This is a genomic window from Calothrix sp. NIES-2100 (assembly GCF_963875285.1).
Taxonomy (GTDB): domain Bacteria; phylum Cyanobacteriota; class Cyanobacteriia; order Cyanobacteriales; family Nostocaceae; genus Aulosira.
The window spans coordinates 8,992,436-9,011,014 of record NZ_CAWNLA010000001.1 but is presented as its reverse complement, the minus strand read 5'-3'; the positions used below and the strand labels follow the sequence as shown (position 1 = coordinate 9,011,014).

The 18,579-nt window shown below is 43.3% G+C and carries 15 protein-coding genes; 6 read left to right on the top strand and 9 right to left on the bottom strand.

All coding sequences use genetic code 11. The features are described 5' to 3' along the window. Positions 1-114 precede the first annotated feature (114 nt). The gene (locus AACU32_RS36765) at positions 115-810 is read left to right on the top strand and encodes a hypothetical protein (RefSeq protein WP_096607176.1); all 696 of its coding nucleotides are present in this window, start codon (positions 115-117) and stop codon (positions 808-810) included. 321 nt (positions 811-1,131) lie between these two features. Here the strand turns inward: AACU32_RS36765 and lspA are convergent, their stop codons facing one another. Next, entirely contained in the window at positions 1,132-1,608 is a 477-nt protein-coding gene (gene lspA, locus AACU32_RS36760) for a signal peptidase II (RefSeq protein WP_096607175.1), read from the bottom strand. Positions 1,609-1,755: 147 nt separating this feature from the next. Continuing rightward, positions 1,756-2,337 carry a biotin transporter BioY gene (locus tag AACU32_RS36755; RefSeq protein WP_445223204.1) on the bottom strand — a complete coding sequence of 194 codons (582 nt, stop codon included), beginning with the start codon at positions 2,335-2,337 and terminating at the stop codon, positions 1,756-1,758. Positions 2,338-2,767: 430 nt separating this feature from the next. Between AACU32_RS36755 and pstS the strand changes: the two genes are divergently transcribed. The 4 genes from pstS to pstB all read left to right on the top strand — a co-directional run bounded on the left by pstS (position 2,768) and on the right by pstB (position 6,858). Further along, a complete protein-coding gene (gene pstS, locus AACU32_RS36750; RefSeq protein ID WP_096607174.1) occupies positions 2,768-3,943 on the top strand; it encodes a phosphate ABC transporter substrate-binding protein PstS in 1,176 nt (391 codons plus the stop codon). Positions 3,944-4,145: 202 nt separating this feature from the next. Then, the gene (gene pstC / locus AACU32_RS36745; protein WP_096607173.1) at positions 4,146-5,096 is read left to right on the top strand and encodes a phosphate ABC transporter permease subunit PstC; all 951 of its coding nucleotides are present in this window, start codon (positions 4,146-4,148) and stop codon (positions 5,094-5,096) included. Positions 5,097-5,115: 19 nt separating this feature from the next. Then, the gene (gene pstA, locus AACU32_RS36740; protein WP_096607172.1) at positions 5,116-5,997 is read left to right on the top strand and encodes a phosphate ABC transporter permease PstA; all 882 of its coding nucleotides are present in this window, start codon (positions 5,116-5,118) and stop codon (positions 5,995-5,997) included. Positions 5,998-6,051: 54 nt separating this feature from the next. Then, positions 6,052-6,858 carry a phosphate ABC transporter ATP-binding protein PstB gene (gene pstB / locus AACU32_RS36735; RefSeq protein WP_096607171.1) on the top strand — a complete coding sequence of 269 codons (807 nt, stop codon included), beginning with the start codon at positions 6,052-6,054 and terminating at the stop codon, positions 6,856-6,858. A gap of 143 nt (positions 6,859-7,001) precedes the next feature. Here pstB and AACU32_RS36730 read toward each other — a convergent pair whose 3' ends face one another. From AACU32_RS36730 to grpE, 7 genes are all read right to left on the bottom strand, one after another. Further along, complete coding sequence (locus AACU32_RS36730; RefSeq protein ID WP_096607170.1) at positions 7,002-7,634, bottom strand: Uma2 family endonuclease; 633 nt, start codon at positions 7,632-7,634, stop codon at positions 7,002-7,004. Positions 7,635-7,751: 117 nt separating this feature from the next. After that, positions 7,752-9,344 (bottom strand): glycoside hydrolase family 57 protein, encoded by a 1,593-nt coding sequence (locus AACU32_RS36725; protein WP_096607169.1) that lies wholly within the window; start codon positions 9,342-9,344, stop codon positions 7,752-7,754. A gap of 304 nt (positions 9,345-9,648) precedes the next feature. Next, positions 9,649-10,794 (bottom strand): small ribosomal subunit biogenesis GTPase RsgA, encoded by a 1,146-nt coding sequence (rsgA, locus tag AACU32_RS36720; RefSeq protein ID WP_096607168.1) that lies wholly within the window; start codon positions 10,792-10,794, stop codon positions 9,649-9,651. Then, the gene (locus AACU32_RS36715; RefSeq protein ID WP_096607167.1) at positions 10,791-11,048 is read right to left on the bottom strand and encodes a sulfurtransferase TusA family protein; all 258 of its coding nucleotides are present in this window, start codon (positions 11,046-11,048) and stop codon (positions 10,791-10,793) included. Before AACU32_RS36715 ends, rsgA begins: the two co-directional genes overlap by 4 nt. After that, complete coding sequence (gene dnaJ, locus AACU32_RS36710; RefSeq protein ID WP_096608340.1) at positions 11,048-12,175, bottom strand: molecular chaperone DnaJ; 1,128 nt, start codon at positions 12,173-12,175, stop codon at positions 11,048-11,050. Before dnaJ ends, AACU32_RS36715 begins: the two co-directional genes overlap by 1 nt. Before the next feature lie 676 nt (positions 12,176-12,851). Next, the gene (gene dnaK, locus AACU32_RS36705; protein ID WP_096607166.1) at positions 12,852-14,810 is read right to left on the bottom strand and encodes a molecular chaperone DnaK; all 1,959 of its coding nucleotides are present in this window, start codon (positions 14,808-14,810) and stop codon (positions 12,852-12,854) included. 565 nt (positions 14,811-15,375) lie between these two features. Then, on the bottom strand, positions 15,376-16,116 hold the full coding sequence (grpE, locus tag AACU32_RS36700) for a nucleotide exchange factor GrpE (RefSeq protein ID WP_096607165.1): 741 nt from the start codon (positions 16,114-16,116) through the stop codon (positions 15,376-15,378). A 415-nt stretch (positions 16,117-16,531) separates the two neighbouring features. Here grpE and AACU32_RS36695 point away from each other — a divergent pair, with 415 nt between their 5' ends. Further along, positions 16,532-18,544, top strand: a complete 2,013-nt coding sequence (locus AACU32_RS36695) for a GspE/PulE family protein (RefSeq protein WP_096607164.1) — start codon at positions 16,532-16,534, stop codon at positions 18,542-18,544. Positions 18,545-18,579 lie beyond the last annotated feature (35 nt).

The following is an 18,579-nucleotide window of genomic DNA, read 5'->3' as shown; positions in this document are numbered from 1 at the left end:
GCTTTAATAGATCCACATATATTGCAGTAAAAATATACATCCCCATTTAGACAGATTTTATAAATAACTTTGTTTGTTTTAATGGGCGGAGTGTTCCGTTGAGGTTAATTCAGAATGAAGGGAAAAACTCTGAGCCTGATTGGCACAGCTATAACTTTGGCGCTAACCACCAATGTTGCTGTTGCCGAATCAAGTAAATCCTCCATAGCTCAATCTAATAGCTCATCCACTAGTTCACCAACGGAAATCCAGATGTCACCAGAAGGAATGAAGCTTCTGTGTGAGCATTTTCCGCTAAATTCACGTTGTGCAGGTGCAGGTGGCACATCAGTAGATACTGGCGCTCCTAATAGCGGTACAACAACCAGCCCTACTCCTGAAAATACAACACCAGGTAGCACTACCATACCTGGATCTAGTCCTACTGATACAACAAATTCATCACCAAACAACAATACAACACCAGGGTCTAGTCCTTCTGATACCACTCCAGCACCAGGAAGCACAACCACACCTGTAAATCCAGCTCCAGGAAGCACAAACATTCCTGATTCTGGTACTCCCAATAAATTAACTCCAGTACCAGGCGGCACAACCACACCTGATTCTGGTACTCCTGGTAGTTTAACTCCAGTACCAGGCGGCACAACCACACCTGATTCTGGTACTCCTGGTAGTTTAGCACCAGCACCAGGCGGCACAACCACACCTGATCCTAGCAACCCAGGTAACACTACCGAACCAGGCGCTAATTCTCCAACTCCAGTTCCAGGTACAGGGTCGCAAAAAACTCCCACTACTGGTAACTAAAAGCTGAAGTAGAATTGTGGGATTAATTTGCTAGCCATCAATAGTCAGTTCATCTGACATTTGGCATCAGTTAATAAAATTCCATACTGTGCAATGCAAAGTTGCAAAAGCACATAGCTCAAATTCTGATAAAATCTCCTTAAACTAAGGATTTGAACTAATGTAAGCCTGAGGGTAAATACCCCCAGGCTTAATTGTGTCAAAGCTTAACGTCGGATATATGGGATCGCGATTTATGTAAATAAACCACCCATTGCAAATCTCTGCAAACCTAGCAAAAAAGTAATTACGAATCACCAATGACCAATGACCAATGACGAATTACCGCGATCTTTGATTTGAAGTTGGTGATTTTTGCCAAGAAGCAATCAGCAAACAAACAATACCGATACTTATAAATGAATCTGCCATATTGAATACAGCAAAGTTAATCAAGCGAAAATCTAGAAAATCAACGACATAACCTAAAATAAACCGATCAATACCATTACCCATTGCGCCACCCAAAATCAAACCATAGCCCAGCTGATCCCAAAAGTTCAATAAGGGTCCAAATAATGCTAGGCCAATCAAAACCAAACTCACTGCCAAAGATAGCCAGCGCAACCATTCGACTTTTCCACTTAAAATACTAAAAGCCGCACCAGTATTAGTCACATAGGTAAAGTGAAAAATATCTTGTAAAATTGGTAGCGTCTGCCCTAATTTAAAGGTTTGCACCACCCAGTATTTTGTCAGTTGGTCGATGAGAAAAGCTATGAAAGCAGCAAGCCAGAACAGGTGATTTTTTAAACGCATGAAATTAGAGACCAGGGACTAGGGACTAGGGACTAGGGACTAGGCTTCGGCTACGCTCAGCCGAACGGAACTAGGATATAGGAATTAGAAACATAATTTTTGATTTCACTGTCTAACCCAAAACGCTAGCTACCAAACCCTGCATAACTAGTAAAACATTAAATGTCTTAATACATATGCTATTACAGTAACAGCACAAACTACAGTAAATTGTCCTGGTAGTACTGACCAAGAGTATTTAATAATTGCTTGCATTAATGTCAAATCTTCTGTGCCTTTCCATTGGCAAATATAGCTGATAGTCAAATAAGTAATACCGCAGATGTGCACAGATAACAAGCCACAAAAACAACTAAATGCGAGAGTTTCGACTTTAGGCCTGGCTTTAAATGCTAAAAAGCCACAAATCCAAGCTCCAGGAATAAAACCCAGCAGGTAACCAAAATGAGATAATTTAACATAACCAATCCCACCACCTTCGGAAAATACTGGGAGTAATGTTAAACCCATAACTAAATAAGCTATTTGCGAGAGCGCCCCAGCATTTTTACCTCCCACACAACCTACCAGAAGCACCGCACCAATTTGATAGCTGACACCTAAAGAAAAAGTTTGAATTCCGTGCTTACTCCAGCTCCAAGGTAAGGTAATGCCATAGGCTTCTAAAAAAGTGCTACCCATTGTCAGAAGTAAGCCAATCATCGACCATAGTAATTGAACAGTTGCCATATTTATAGGACTTTGTGCCTTGTCTGTCTCGGAAATGCTCATCTAATACTCAAAAAAAGGGTTTTCAGTGTTTTCTTGCTAAATTGCTTGTATGTTTTTATACGTAATTAAGTTTGAACTTTTACTATCTCTTTTACCTCATTAAAGAAGAAAACAGGGTTGGGGCGACTCTTAAAAGTTTTCCTTATTTCTTTTTACCTATCCGGGAGCAAGAAACCTCCACAACTATATACATAGATTTATTTAGTATTTTTTACAAAAACTTCAGGGAATGTATAAAAATTTATCTTTATAAATAAAATTACTCGTTACAAAATTCACTAAAAAAAGACAAATTTTTGTACTTTGTTAACCTCTTTTTTACCCGCTAGGTTACATTTTAGAGATATTGTAGAATCGCTCACTTGGAAGTTGACGAAAATTGACAGCAATGCTTTCATACTTAAGTGCAATAAAAAATACTAGATTTCAAATTTCATTATCAGTATTAGCACTGACAATTAGTCTAGCTGCTTGCGGCGGACAGCAAACGCCAGATAATACAGCTACCAAAGAGACACCTGGTACTGCTACAGATACTACTGCCTCTAACCCAGGTAAAAAATTAGATTTGGGTGGAAACATTTCTTTAACAGGGGCTGGTGCATCTTTTCCTGCACCTCTGTACGCAAGTTGGTTTACTGATTTGAATAAAAAATATCCCAACTTGCAAGTTAACTATCAATCAGTTGGTAGCGGTGCTGGCGTGGAGCAATTTATCAAAGGTACTGTGGATTTTGGTGCCAGTGATGTTGCCATGAAGGATGAAGAAATCCAAAAGGTGCCCAAGGGTGTGATTTTACTGCCTGTGACAGCTGGTAGTATTGTCCTAGCCTACAATTTACCTGATGTTAAAGAGCTAAAGCTCCCACGAACAGTTTACACCGATATTTTATTAGGCAAAATTAAGTCCTGGGATGACCCCCTCATTGCTAAGGCTAACCCTAACGCCAAGCTTCCTAAACAGCCAATTACAGTTGTATATCGTTCTGATGGGAGTGGCACCACAGGTGTGTTTACAAAACATCTGAGTGCTATCAGCCCAGAGTGGAAAACCAAAGTTGGGGATGGTAAGAGTGTAAAATGGCCTGTAGGTGTTGGAGCTAAGGGTAACGAAGGTGTTACTGCCCAAATTCAACAAACTCAAGGTGCAATTGGTTACATTGAATATGGCTATGCCAAACAAAATAACCTCACATTCGCCGCTTTAGAAAACAAAGGCGGTAAATTTATTGTACCTAGCGATGAGTCAGCATCTAAAACCCTAGAAGCAGTAACCCTACCACAAGATCTCCGCGCTTTCATTACCGATCCAGAAGGTGCAGATTCCTATCCTGTAGTTACCTATACATGGATTCTGGCTTACAAAAAGTATGATGATGCGGCAAAAGGCAAGGCAATGGAAGCATTAATCGAATATGCTTTAACTGATGGTCAAAAACTTGCTACCGAATTAGGTTATGTTCCTTTACCCCAACCAGTGATTGCTAAGGTGGCTGCTGCTGCCGATCAAATCAGTCCTGATTATAAGATTGCTGTTGGCGGTGCTACTAGCGCTAGTAAATAGCAATTTTGATATTCAAAAGTTAAGCCGTACAGTATGGGGAGTTTTCAGTCAATCAAGTTGACTAATTATTAGATTTGTCGCTTTCTGGGCACTCCCAAACTAAAATCCTCATTTCCGGTTAAAGAGTTGATTAGGCAATAATTCTACTAAATCTGGTTCTCTCCCACATTTTTCTCGATCTAACTTTTTAAAGTCAGTAGTCATGGCTACAAATACTCAGAATCTGCCATCAGCGATCAAAAATCGCTCGGAAATAGAAAAGTCGCTAGATAGAAGTTTTATTTGGCTGACTCGGATTTTTGCATTGGCGATCGCTGCTACCTTATTGTGGATTACAGCACAGGTGGCGATTGGAGCTTGGCCTGCTATCCAGCAGTTTGGTCTGGGCTTTTTAGCCGAGAGTACGTGGAATCCGGTTAATAATCAATATGGTGTTCTACCACAAGTTTATGGAACTTTAGTGAGTTCTTTTGTTGGTTTATTGTTAGCTGTACCTATTGGTGTTGGTACTGCTATTTTATTAAGTGAGGATTTTCTGCCATCTAAAGTACGGCTGGTATTAGTATTTTTGGTAGAACTGCTCGCAGCTATTCCTAGCGTTGTTTACGGAGTGTGGGGCATTTTTGTTTTAGTCCCTATCGTCACTAACTTGGGCAAATGGCTCAATAGTACTTTGGGCTTTTTACCAATCTTTAGTACCACTCCTACAGGCCCGGGAATGTTGCCTGCGGGAGTTATTTTAGCAATTATGACCTTGCCAATCATCACAGCCATATCTCGCGATGCCTTGATTTCGATTCCTCCGACTTTGCGTCAAGCAGCTGTGGGGTTAGGAGCAACTCGTTGGGAAACAATTTTTCAAGTTTTAATTCCCGCCGCCTTTTCTGGCATCGTTAGTGCTGTAATGCTAGCGCTTGGTCGGGCTATGGGAGAGACAATGGCTGTTACAATGTTAATAGGTAACTCTAACAATATTAGTCTTTCACTTTTAGCACCAGCCAATACGATTGCTTCACTACTGGCAAATCAATTCTCGGAAGCTAGCGGTCTGCAAGTAGCAGCTTTAATGTACGCAGCTTTAGTTCTGTTTGTATTAACACTCATAGTTAATATTTTTGCAGAGTTGATTGTTATCCGCATGAAGCGAATTTAGCGTAGTTGTGGGTTGAATTATGACTTCAAGTTATCCAGAAAGCAGCCTAAGACGCGCTCCTATGTCTAAGAGGACAATGTTTAATACAGTGATGACTGTCTTAGCATTTACATGTGGGATATTGGCGCTTCTACCTTTGTTGGCTGTGCTTTCTTATGTGATCGTCCAAGGCTTCAGCAGTCTCAGTCCTAGCATATTTACAGAGTTGCCACCAGCACCTCTGCGAAAGGGAGGCGGCTTTGGTAATGCCATTTTAGGAACGCTAATAATGGTAGGAATTGGTGCATTGATTAGCATCCCATTTGGCGTTTTAGGGGCGATTTATTTGACAGAATTTAGTTCTGGCAAAACAGCCAGATTTATTCGATTTGCGACTAATATCCTCAGTGGGGTACCTTCGATTATTGCTGGGGTATTTGCTTATGGGATTATAGTTTTGACTTTGGTAAAACTCAACTTAGGTTCTTACTCAGCTATAGGTGGTGGGTTTGCGTTAGCAATTTTGATGCTGCCAATTATTGTTCGCACAACTGATGAGGCATTACAGTTAGTACCACAAGATTTGCGACAAGCATCTGTAGGTTTAGGTGCGACTAAATTTCAAACTGTAACACAAGTGGTATTGCCAGCGGCTGTACCAGCAATTGTAACAGGAACAACGTTAGCGATCGCTCGGGCAGCTGGAGAAACGGCTCCTTTGCTATTTACCGCTTTATTCTCCCAATTTTGGCCGAGGAGCCTATTCCAACCTACAGCATCTCTAGCTGTTTTAGTTTATAACTTCGCGACTACTCCCTTTAAAAATTTACAGTCACTAGCTTGGGCAGCTTCTCTAATTTTGGTGTTAATGGTACTGATAACTAGTATCATTGCCCGCTGGGCAACTCGCCAGAAAGCTTAGTGCAGTATTGTCTTCAGGGCATTATTACTACCCCAAACTTACACTAGACTCTTTATGGCTTCTAACATTAGCACAGTGAATGGTACCGAAACTGTATTACGTACAGAAAACCTGAATATTTACTATGGCAATTTCCTAGCTGTGCGGGATATTTGGCTAGACATTCCGAAAAATCGAGTTACAGCCTTTATTGGTCCTTCTGGTTGTGGTAAAAGTACATTGTTGAGATGTTATAACCGTCTCAATGATTTGATTGAATCTTTTCGGGCAGACGGGAAAATTTATTATTACGATAAGAACCTATACGCACCTGACATCGATCCAGTAGAGGTGCGTCGTCGAATTGGCATGGTATTTCAAAAGCCGAACCCGTTTCCTAAATCAATTTATGACAATATAACTTTTGGAGCCAAGATAAATGGCTACAAAGGTAATATGGATGAATTGGTGGAGCGGAGTTTGCGTCAGGCGGCTTTATGGGATGAAGTGAAAGACAAACTGCGCCAAAGTGGCTTATCTTTATCTGGTGGACAACAACAGCGTTTATGTATTGCCAGAGCGATCGCTGTGCAACCGGAAATTATCCTCATGGATGAACCATGCTCTGCGCTCGATCCGATTTCTACCTTGCGGATTGAAGAGTTGATTCATGAGTTGAAAGAGCAATACACTATTGTAATCGTTACCCACAATATGCAACAAGCTGCGCGGGTTTCCGATATGACAGCCTTCTTTAACGTCCAACAGTCAGAAAAAGGCGGTCGTAGCGGTTACCTAGTAGAATACGATGCCACCGAAATAATTTTTAACAATCCCAAGCAGGAAGATACTAGGGATTATGTCAGTGGCAGATTTGGTTAAATACACCTTGTAAAATCATTTGCTATAGCAATCTCAATTGAAATCTCAAAAACTGATGTGTGGCTGTTAAAAGTTGACAGCCACAGATTATTTATTAACAGCACTTAGGAAAAAATAACCCTGAGTTTCGATAGACTCGCCTATCACGATATCTGTTGCTTAACCCAAGTGCGAAAATTACGGATTGTCGCTATTTGTCCAGATTTTTTGCTTTCTATAATAAAATTAGGAATATCTTTTACTCGCACAGGAATAAAAGTAGGGCTGATTTCGGCTTCTGAATATTTTCCACCAGAAAGAGTGTAAATCCGCAACACAGTTCCGTTGTATCTCCAAAATTCGGGAACACCCATAGAAGCATAAAGACTCAATTTATCAATTTTGGGTCGGGAATATTCAACTTCCAGAACTAAGTCTGGAGGTGGATCTGAAACTAAGTTTATATGTTCTTTATTTCGGACTAGTAATTCATTCTGAATGTAGTAGCTGCTATCTGGTTCTGCGCCATGCTCTAAATCATCTCGCGTCATTGTTAAAGAACCAGCGCTTTTAACTTCTAAACCGAATTCTTCACACAATACAAGCACAAAACTCTCAATCAAACGATTTGAGTTTTCATGCGGCATTTGTGGGGTCATTATTTCTACTATACCTTTTTCATACGCTAGCCTGGTGTTGCGCTCGTCTGCCATATCTGCCAACATGGCTTTGAAAGTTTGCCAACTGATACCTTGGAGTAAAACCCTACTTTCTTCGGGGGTTACTATTGCTACCATGTGATGACCATTGGGTAGTATTTATTCAATTTTACTCCCCGTCAAGATTTGGGAGACAACAAAAGCGATCGCTATAAAATTAGGGTAGGCAATACCCACCCTAATTTCTGTGCAAAATTATGACAACGGACGATAGACGCGATAGTTGATACTGGGGAAGATATTATCCATCAACTCGACTTTTTCTAACCAACCGCTATCAACTTTGCCAATTTTCACATCTTCGTAGAGTTTATTGAAGCGCATCAAGTGCGATCGCGTTCTTCTCACGGCATAGGGTACCATTGTTCCCGTCCGCATGATAAATGCCCAGTCGGACGATTGTGCCAATAGTAACTCCCGCGCTGCTTGGTTTAACGCCTTCGATTGTAATTCGTCCTCTGGTTCCAAGCGAGAAATTTCAATCATGCGTTCAGCAGCTTTGTGCAAATGTGGGTAAATCCACGCATTTGTGTCATTTAACCAATACTCATGGAATCCCTTGAAACCCCAACTCGACTGCGAAGGACGACATACTTGCTGATTTGGTTGTTCGCGTAAATAATCTGCCAAATGAGTCATGGCATAGGTTTTTTGGTCATACCATGATTTGCGGAACAAGTAGTCAATGAACCAAGGGCCTTCGTACCACCAATGTCCAAATAACTCTGCATCGTAGGGCGACACGATAATCGGCGGGCGCTGCATGATCCCATGTAGATGTTCAGCTTGCCGTTCTCGATTATACATAAAGTTAGCAGCGTGTTCTGCTGCTTTTTCCTTTGCCCAGTAAGGGTCATATAGTGCTTTATCGGAAAGTCCTAAGCCACGCCCAGTAATTTTATGATACTTAATACCAGTGTTTTTCCGCTGACCATTGGGCATGATGTAGGGCTTGATGTACTCATATTCTGCTTCCCAGCCCAAATCTTTGTAAAATTCGCGATATTCTGCTGCACCAGGATAGCCCACCTCAGAAGACCATACCTGTTGAGAAGATTCATGATCGCGACCAAAAACAGCAACACCAGTTTCGCTAAAGATGGGGGCATAGGTGCCAAACCGAGGACGGGGACGGGCGTAAAGAATACCATGACCATCGGTGAGGAAGTAGCGCAACCCTGCATCTGCCAACATCCGTTCTAACCCTTCATAGTAAGCACATTCAGGCAACCAAATGCCTCTGGGTGCTTTACCAAAAGTTTCTTCGTAGTGTTCGCAAGCTACCTGAATTTGTGCCCACACAGCTTGTGGATACATTTTCATCAGTGGTAAGTAGCCGTGGGTAGCACCACAAGTAATAATTTCTAGGTTGTTAGTATCTTGGTACTCCTTAAAAGCTGTTACTAAATCTCCCTTGTAGCGTTCCCAAATCTGACGCGCTTCGTTAAACTCCGTGGCATAATGTTCTGCTAAATATTTAAGATGCCCATTGTGGACATTACGCTCAGCTTCTAGTTCAATCAGTTCTTCGAGTTGGGTTAAGTGTGCATCATAGCGTTCTTGTAAGAGAGGATCGCGGAGCATTGATACCAAAGGCGGTGTCATGCTCATCGTGATTTTAAAGTCAATACCGTCTCGCTTTAGTCCTTCAAATACTTTTAATAAGGGAATATAAGTTTCAGTAATGGCTTCATAGAGCCATTCTTCCTCCAACACATAATCACTTTCTGGGTGACGAACGAAGGGTAGATGTGCGTGGAGAACAAGCGCGACGTAGCCGATAGCCATAATTATTCTGGGGTGGTACGTGTAAGTTGAAGGTCGAGAGGTTTGGCAGAAATTAACAATATTTTAAGACTTTATGGGAATTGTGACATTAGTTAATGATTTTTTCTCCATAAATATTCTTCTACAGCAGAAGCGATCGCTCCACAGCCGATCCCTATTTCCATCAAAACAGATCTGCACCAAAGTTTGTAGGGTTCATCATGGCTAAAACATTCAAGTCAATGACTAAAGTCCTGACTACGTAATTACCCAACCAGGCAAAGTTACTGTGAAACACTACGAGTGAGATAAAATTGCTATCTGCTTATTCTTCACTATCTTGATATAAATCCTGTAAAGCTTGCAGTTGGGTTTTACGCGCCACACGGCGATATTTTTTACTTTCTAACTTTGGTTCGTATTGAGTCTGACCTTTGCCTTTAGTTTTTAACTTTAGGGTAGATTCTGGATCTGCTTGCTGGTGACGGTGAGTTTGATAGGCGATCGCATCGTCTAAAAATTCTAGATAATGTTGATAGCGTTCCCAGTCTCCCCGCACAACACAGTCAGGCTCATCTCGATGCAGACAATCACTAAAGCGACAGCTACCAACTGCTAACCGCTCTCTGGTTTCGGGGAAATAATATACTAATTCTTCGGGAGTACAATCGAGGTCTGGTTGGTTAAAGCCTGGAGTATCTGCGAGTAAACCTTTGCTAGGCAATTCAAATAATTCTACGTGGCGAGTAGTATGGCGACCACGAGCTAATTTCCCCGAAACTTCACCAACGCGCAAATTTACATTCGGAACCAGTGTATTTATTAGACTTGATTTACCAACACCAGATGGGCCAGCAATTACAGTAATTTTATGATTTAAGTATTCAGATATTTGGTCAATATTTATAGTATTTTTCACACTAATAAATAGAGGTTGATAACCCCAAGCACCAAGGCGATCGCTAATTTGCTGCTGCTCTTGTGGTGAAACTAAATCACTTTTATTCAGACATAAAACTACATCTAAGTCAGTAGATTCCGCCTTCACCAAAAAGCGACTTAACTGATAGGGTTCCAGAGGTGGATCGGCAACAGCAAACACTAGCAAAATTTGGTTGACATTGGCAATTGGGGGACGGTCTAACTGAGTTTGACGGGGTAAGACATCAGCGATCGCACCTCTTCCCCCAGCCCAATCTGGTTCTTCGATGACGACGCGATCGCCAACCATCACCTGTTGTCCAATTTTTTTTAAGCGTGTTCTGCGGGTGCACAGGAGCATCGGGGAAGCGGAAGACGCGGAGATAGGGAGAGGTAGAGACGCGGAGAGTGTTTGTGATAAATCCTCCGTGTCTCCGTGTCTCCGTGTCTCCGTGTCTTTGACATCCAGCTGTACTTGGTAAAAATTAGCTTGTACAGCTAACACTGTACCCAGTAACTGTCCAGTGGCAAAATCTACTTTTCCTGTCATTGGGCGATCGCGGGACGGCGGACTAACAAGGAAAAATAACCAGTGCAATCTGCTATTTGTTCTACCTGATAACCTGCCATTGATAAGCTATCAGGAACCTGCTCAATTGGCTCTCCAGGGTCTAGCCATACTTCTAGCAATCCTCCCGGTGGCATTTTTTCCAGACGTAGTTTTGTCCGGACAAAATTAATTGGGCAAGGAGTACCACGCAAATCAAGTTGAGCATCAGGAAATGATAGAGAAGATAAACTCATTATTTAAACAGATTACCCAAGAATCCTTCTAGACCGCCTTTACCAGTGCGCTCTCCCTTAATTTTAGCTAGCTTCTCTAACAATTCCCTCTCCTCTGGAGTTACCTTGGTGGGAATATCAATCAGTACCGTCAGCATATGGTCACCCCGACTCACAGGATTTCCCAAGCGTGGTACACCGCGATTTTCTAGCTTCATCACTGTATTTGGTTGGGTTCCCGGCGGAATTATTAATTCCACTGGTCCATCGACTGTCTCTACCTCCAAACGACAGCCTAAAATTGCTTGCAGGTAACTAATTTTGATTTCTGAGAGAATGTTAATGCCATCGCGGTGAAATTCCTCGTCCTCATTCACGAACAAGTAGACGTATAAGTCTCCAGGAGGACCACCTCTTTGCCCCGCATCTCCTTCTTGGGAAATTCGCAGGCGCGTGCCATTATCTACACCAGCGGGAATGGTAATTTTGAGCTTCTTAGTGATTTGATTTGTGCCTTTACCCTCACAAGCGTCACATTTGTCTTCAATCACCATTCCTGTACCATTACAGGTAGGACAAGTGGAAACTTGGGTAAAACTGCCAAAGGGGGTTCTTGTGACACGACGTACTTGACCTGAACCGCTACAAGTAGAACAAGTCCGAGGACGAGTACCAGGTTTTGCACCCGAACCGCTACAGACATCACAGGTTTCTAGATGAGAAATGCGAATTTCTTTTTCACCACCAAATACCGCTTCCCGAAAATCTAACTTCAGGTCTAGTCGCAGGTCATCACCCCGTACAGGCCCACTGCGTCTTCTTTGCGTTGGGCCACCCATTCCACCAGCAAAGCCACTGAAAATGCTTTCAAAGATATCGGCAAAGCCGCCCATGTCACTCATATCTTGAAAACCAGCAGCCGCCGCACCAGAGACACCAGCCTCCCCAAAACGGTTGTAACGCTCTCTGATTTCCGGCTCAGAAAGCACTTCATAAGCACGGTTAATTTCCTTAAACCGCTCCTCTGCTCCCGGTTCTTTGTTCACGTCTGGGTGATACTTCCGGGCTAAGCGGCGGTAAGCTTGTTTGATTTCTTCTTTGTCGGCGTCACGAGAGACACCCAGAATTTCATAATAGTCGCGGGCCATATAGCAAAGGTAAAAGTTAGAAGGAAGAAAGCAGAACAGCCACTGCACAGTAATGGATTTTCCAGCTTGTACTTTGAAAGAGAACTCACTGGGTAGCATGTGGCTTGGCAGAAGGTAGGGGGCGAAAGGTAGTAGTTAAATTTTGTTAATAATTGATTTTACCTTTTCCCCTTTACAAAAATCACCAGCAAGTATTGAGCAACAGGTGCTTTGCTCATTAGAGACGATAAAAGCTACGGATAAGGACGAGCAAAGCAGAACCCTGCTCTGACTTCTCACTGCCTGAGGCTGTCTCTTTTACAATTGTGCTACGTAGGTAGGGAAAAACCCGCCCATGCACCAGAGGGGCTAGCCGCACTATTAGGTGTGGAAAACCCCCCTAAGAGCGTTTTGGTATCTGTGCTGGGACACATCTAGCCCACGGCAATTTGCTTCTACAATCTAGCAAACTTAGAGATTAGGGACTAGGGACTAGGGACTAGGAAAGACTTGTCTCAATTCCTAATACCAATCCCCAGTACCTAATATCCAAATCCCCAAGACTCAATTCTTAATTCTTAATTTCTCATTTCCTGTCGCCAATTCCCTGTCGCCAATTCCCTGTCGCCAATTTCCTGTCGCCAATTTCCTGTCGCTAATTTCCTGTCGCTAATCCCCAGTACCAAGTACCCAATCCCTAATCTATCGCCTCGTAATCAGCCTGTGCCGTGTTTTCGTCATCAAAATCAAAGTTAAATTGTGGTATTAGTGTGCCGCCGATTGGTTGCTCCGGTGGTGAAGCAAATTGTTCCTGAGAAACCTCAGATTCTTCAGTAGTTTGGGTGGTACCCCGGTTGTACACATTAGCGCCGATGGCAAAGAGAGTTTTTTGGAAATCTTCTAAGTTTTGCTGAAATTCTTGTAAAGAAATATTAGAGTTAATCATGGCTGCTTGCAGTTGTTTGACTTTCTCATTGGCCAAATTTTTCATCTCTTCAGGAATTAAGTCGCTATTATCCTTTACAGTCGCTTCGTAACTAAAAAAGAGATTCTCGGCCTGGTTTTTCAGTTCAACTAGTTCTTTACGCCTTTTATCTTCGTCAGCAAACACTTCGGCTGCTTGCCTCATCCTTTCTACTTCTTGGGTAGTTAAGCCACCAGTATTAGTAATCCTAATACTCTGCTCTCTACCTGTGCCTTTGTCTTGGGCAGAAACTTTGAGGATGCCATTAACATCAATTTCAAAAGCCACTTCAATTTGCGGCACGCCACGGGGAGATGGAGGAATTCCTGCTAACAGGAACTTGCCAAGACTTTTGTTATCTCGCGCCATTGTCCGTTCACCTTGCAGAACGTGAATTTCCACTGAGGTTTGCCCATCAACTGCTGTGGAAAAAATTTGGGATCTACTAGTGGGAATTGTGGTGTTACGTTCGATGATTTTGGTAAAAACTTCTCCCAAGGTTTCAATTCCCAATGATAGGGGAATGACATCCAACAACAGGAGATTATCGACTTCCCCACCCATAACCCCAGCTTGGATAGCAGCACCTAGTGCAACTGCTTCATCAGGGTTAACAGAGCGATCGGGAGTTTTGCCATTGAAAAACTTGATCAGGGCGTTTTGGACTGCGGGAATGCGAGTGGAACCCCCGACCAAAATAATCCGATCTATGTCTTGTGCTTTGCAATCGGCATCTTTCAGCGCTTGACTCATGGGTTCGATAGTAGCTGCTATTAAATGCCCTGTAAGTTCTTCAAATTTTGAGCGGCTAAGTTCTAGTTCTAGATGCTTTGGGCCTGTGTCATCGGCGGTGATAAAAGGCAAATTAATCGAGGTACTAAGCATACTGGAAAGTTCAATTTTTGCCTTTTCCGCTGCTTCTCGTAAGCGTTGCAGTGCCATTTTATCTTGAGATAGGTCTATGTTCTCTTGTTGCTGGAAGCCTTCAATTATCCAGCGTAAGACACAGTCATCAAAGTCGTCGCCACCCAGTTGATTATTACCATTAGTCGCCTTAACTTCAAATACCCCATCTCCTAGTTGCAGGATGGATACGTCAAAAGTTCCACCTCCCAGGTCAAAGACTAAAATTAGCTGCTCTTGGTCTTGTTTATCTAAACCAAAGGCTAAAGCTGCCGCAGTTGGTTCGTTAATGATCCGTAGGACCTCTAGCCCCGCAATTGTTCCGGCATCTTTAGTTGCTTGTCTTTGTGCATCTGTGAAATAGGCTGGTACGGTAATTACTGCTTGAGTCGCAGCTTCACCCAAGAAATTTTCTGCATCCTGTTTGAGCTTTTGCAGGATCATGGAAGATATTTCTTGTGGTGTATAGTTACGTCCGCGAATTTGCACATCCACAGTATCATCTCGACCTTTAACACAGGTATAAGGTGAGCGATCGCGTTCTGTTGTTGTTTCTTCCCAACGACGACCGATAAATCTTTTGATACTGAAAACTGTGTTTTCCGCATTAGTGACGGCTTGTCGCTTCGCTAGCTGACCGACCAAGCGATCGCCCCCCTTACCAAATCCCACAATACTAGGAGTTGTCCGTCCACCTTCAGAATTAGCGATCACAACCGCTTTACCGCCTTCCAAAACTGCGACGCAACTGTTAGTAGTGCCTAGATCGATTCCAATAACTTTTCCCATACTGTCCAGTATTTTTACGGATCTTTCTGCCGTGAAGCTTTGCCGACTATCTTATTTGATTTTTTTGCTACATACCAATACCCACGCCAATGTTTGTGCTCAATGAGTCAAGGGTCAAGAGTCATTTGTCATTTGTCATTTCTGAAAAAGTTCTGTTCATCGGAGAAGTTGGTGTTCGCGCAGCGTCTCCCCTTGGGAGAAACCATCGGAGGAAACCTCCGATCAGACTTTGCGCTTTGTGACTTGTCAACAAGGCAATAGGCACTCTTGCAATAGTCATTTGTCCTTTGTCATTCTCCTTTGTTCACCCTGCCCCTGTGCCCCCTCTCCCCTTTGCCCCTGATCGCCAAAGGGGGCCCCCAAGTCCCCCCTTACAGTGTCAGGGTTTAGAGCCAATAGACCTCTCTCCCCCCTTTGCCCCTGATCGCCAAAGGGGGCCCCAAGTTCCCCCTGCCCCTCTACCCCCTCATCTGTTAGTGATTATGTTTAATCGCAGTTTTGGGAAGTGATGCTCGCCATGACAACAACCAAGGCACTTTTGGTCAGTGAGGTGAGCAACTACAGATTATGAGTTAGCTGGCGACTGATTATCTTGTGCTGGTGTATCTTCCTTGGGAGCAGCCACCTTCACCATTGCATGGCGCAGTACGCGTTCACCCAAGTAATATCCACGTACTAACTCTTCTAACACTGTTCCTTCAGGATGTTCATCCGTAGGTTCGCGCATTACAGCTTCATGCAGATTAGGATCGAATTCTTGGCCTTCAGGACGCATTGGTGATACACCTAAGCGTTTGAGGCTATCCACTAATTGTTTGTAAACGCTTTGGTAGCTTTTATGAATTGTCATTTCGCCGTCGGTTTGTGGTTTGAGGTGCGATCGCGCCCGCTCAAAATTATCGACAACTGCTAGCAATTCCGTAATTGTGTTGCGCTTCACCTGCGCTTCTAAATCTTCTTTTTCTTTTTGGTTACGTTTACGGTAATTCTCAAAATCTGCCGCAATTCTCATATATTGAGTGTTGCGTTCTTCTAATTGCGCTTTCAGAGACTCGATTTTTTGAGTCAGTTCTGCTATGGCTACCGTTTCCTGTTCAGTTGTCTCAGTGACTACCGTAACATTTTCCGGTGTAAATGCAGTATCTCCTGATACATTATTTTGTGCTGCTACTGGCTCAGTCACTTCGCTGCCAGATTCGTTAGAGTTTATTTGGGTTGCGGAGTCGCTCATCATTACTTGCTTTACCTCTATTGGTTCACCCAATTGCTGGCTTGTATTGTTTACCTGTTTATTTTCGTCTATCATTGTCCACTCATCCCAGATACTATTTACGGCATTATTTCACCACACAAATCAAGGTGGTTTTTCTGCCGATATTTTCCTGGAAATGATGTCACCGTCATCTTATTGTGACAAATGGTGAACAGATTAGCGTAGATGCTGCCAGGGCGGTAACCCGAACGTTTTATGGCATGGGGCATGGGGCATGGGGCATTGGGTAAGAGCTATTCCTCCTCTGCTTCCTCTGCCTCCTATGCCTCTGGTCGCCGAGCGGAGCCGAGGCGCTGCTTCCCCGCCCCTCATCCTCCTCATCCCCCCTACACCACAATCCAAGAACAGCAAAAATTTTTGGCTAGAATTTAGTCCATATAAATGAGCATTCTGTGCCACAGATTGGGAATACTTTATTCAGAGGTTTTCCCTACCCATTGCTCAATTTATGACTTATTCGTCACCGCAACGGCGCAGTACCGCTCTAACCACAAAAACAGAGTTTTCGCCTTTTGGCAATAAGCTAGTGCAGGCTGGCTATGTCAATAGCGAACAGATGAGGCAGGCTGTAATTGAAAGCCGCAAGTCTGGTGTCCCCCTAACGGAGATGCTAGAGTCAATTACCGGACGACAACTATCACCTGAGTTACTTAGGCAATACAAGAAACAGCAGTTATTTGAACTAAAAATACTGTACGGTGTTGAATTCCTTGATCCGGAAGTCAACCAGCTTGGCAGTACGATGGTGGGGAGGCTGATTGAAACCCTAATCCCAGTAGATATTTGTCGTCGCCATCGTTTAATCCCACTATCCAAAGATGAAGACCAAAACCCACCCTGCGTTTTAGTGGCAATGGTCGATCCGGATAATCTAGAAGCTTCAGATGATCTCAATCGTATCTTGCGCCCACAAGGCTTAGCATTGCAGCGCATGGTAATTACCGCAGAGGACTACCAAAAGCTGATCAATCAATACTTAGATGAACTAGCTATACGGCAAAAACATCTAGAACAAGAAAAGTTTACAGACATCAATCAGGATTTAGAAAATCTTGCCAATCTTGATGCAGATGATTCTCCTGATGATATGGAAGCTGACTTGGGGGCGGCGATGAAGGGTGCAGAAGATGCGCCCGTCATCAATCTCGTCAATAGAATTCTGGCTAAAGCTTTGCATGAGAAGGTTTCTGATATTCATATCGAACCGCAAGAAGAAAACCTTCGCATTCGCTTTCGTAAGGATGGGGTTTTGCGTCAAGCTTTTGACCCGCTACCAAAAAAAATTATTCCGGCAGTGACAGCCAGATTTAAAATCATTTCCAGCCTAGATATTGCTGAGAGGCGTTTACCCCAAGATGGACGCATCCGGCGGATGTTTGAGGGACGCAAGGTGGATTTTCGTGTCAATACCTTACCCAGTCGCTACGGGGAAAAGGTTTGTCTGCGGATTTTGGATAACTCCTCCACTCAACTGGGATTGAATAAGTTGATTACCGATCAGGAGACTTTGGATATTGTCTTGGATATGGTCAGTCGTCCCTTTGGTTTGATTTTGGTTACAGGCCCGACTGGTTCTGGTAAAACCACTTCACTGTATTCTGCACTAGCAGAAAAGAACTCTCCGGGAATCAACATTAGTACCGTAGAAGACCCGATTGAGTACAGTTTGCCAGGGATTACTCAAGTACAGGTAATTCGGGAAAAAGGGCTGGATTTTGCTACTGCTTTGCGGGCTTTTCTGCGACAAGACCCAGATGTGCTACTGGTGGGTGAAACCCGAGACAAGGAAACTGCAAAAACCGCGATTGAGGCAGCTTTAACAGGTCACTTGGTATTAACCACTTTACACACTAATGATGCTCCAGGAGCGATCGCTCGTTTGGGAGAAATGGGCATTGAACCTTTCATGGTTTCTAGTTCTCTAATTGGCGTTTTAGCACAGCGCTTGGTACGGCGTGTCTGCTCTGAGTGTCGTATTGCCTATACTCCTACAACAGAAGAACTTGCTCGTTACGGTCTATCAGCTTCTAAAGAAGTGAATGTCACTTTCTACAAAGCTAATACATTGCCAAACGAAGTTCAGTCCGAAGCAAAAGCCAAAGGCCAGGCTTGTCCTGCTTGTAATGGTGTTGGTTACAAAGGCCGTTGTGGTGTTTACGAAGTTATGCGAGTTACCGAAAACTTGCAAACCCTAATCAACGAAGAAGCACCCACAGAACGCATTAAAGAAGTAGCAGTAGAAGAGGGCATGAAAACCTTGCTGGCTTACAGCTTGGATTTAGTCCGCCAAGGTTCCACCACTCTAGAAGAAGTTGAGCGGGTGACATTTACTGATACTGGTTTAGAAGCCGAATTAAAAGCTAAACGCAAGAGTGGTCTAACATGCCGTACTTGTGATGCCACATTACAACCGGAATGGCTAGATTGTCCCTATTGTATGACACCACGTTTTTCTGATTAGTCAATAGTCATTGGTCAATAGTCATTGGTCATTAG

Coding starts and splice junctions, on each gene's coding strand:
- pstB (WP_096607171.1), top strand. CDS start 6,052: ATGGCTTCTAACATTAGCACAGTGAATGGTACCGAAACTGTATTACGT.
- dnaK (WP_096607166.1), bottom strand. CDS start 14,810: ATGGGAAAAGTTATTGGAATCGATCTAGGCACTACTAACAGTTGCGTC.
- AACU32_RS36715 (WP_096607167.1), bottom strand. CDS start 11,048: ATGAGTTTATCTTCTCTATCATTTCCTGATGCTCAACTTGATTTGCGT.
- AACU32_RS36765 (WP_096607176.1), top strand. CDS start 115: ATGAAGGGAAAAACTCTGAGCCTGATTGGCACAGCTATAACTTTGGCG.
- pstS (WP_096607174.1), top strand. CDS start 2,768: ATGCTTTCATACTTAAGTGCAATAAAAAATACTAGATTTCAAATTTCA.
- AACU32_RS36755 (WP_445223204.1), bottom strand. CDS start 2,337: ATGGCAACTGTTCAATTACTATGGTCGATGATTGGCTTACTTCTGACA.
- pstC (WP_096607173.1), top strand. CDS start 4,146: ATGGCTACAAATACTCAGAATCTGCCATCAGCGATCAAAAATCGCTCG.
- lspA (WP_096607175.1), bottom strand. CDS start 1,608: ATGCGTTTAAAAAATCACCTGTTCTGGCTTGCTGCTTTCATAGCTTTT.
- AACU32_RS36730 (WP_096607170.1), bottom strand. CDS start 7,634: ATGGTAGCAATAGTAACCCCCGAAGAAAGTAGGGTTTTACTCCAAGGT.
- dnaJ (WP_096608340.1), bottom strand. CDS start 12,175: ATGGCCCGCGACTATTATGAAATTCTGGGTGTCTCTCGTGACGCCGAC.
- AACU32_RS36725 (WP_096607169.1), bottom strand. CDS start 9,344: ATGGCTATCGGCTACGTCGCGCTTGTTCTCCACGCACATCTACCCTTC.
- AACU32_RS36695 (WP_096607164.1), top strand. CDS start 16,532: ATGACTTATTCGTCACCGCAACGGCGCAGTACCGCTCTAACCACAAAA.
- pstA (WP_096607172.1), top strand. CDS start 5,116: ATGACTTCAAGTTATCCAGAAAGCAGCCTAAGACGCGCTCCTATGTCT.
- grpE (WP_096607165.1), bottom strand. CDS start 16,116: ATGATAGACGAAAATAAACAGGTAAACAATACAAGCCAGCAATTGGGT.
- rsgA (WP_096607168.1), bottom strand. CDS start 10,794: ATGACAGGAAAAGTAGATTTTGCCACTGGACAGTTACTGGGTACAGTG.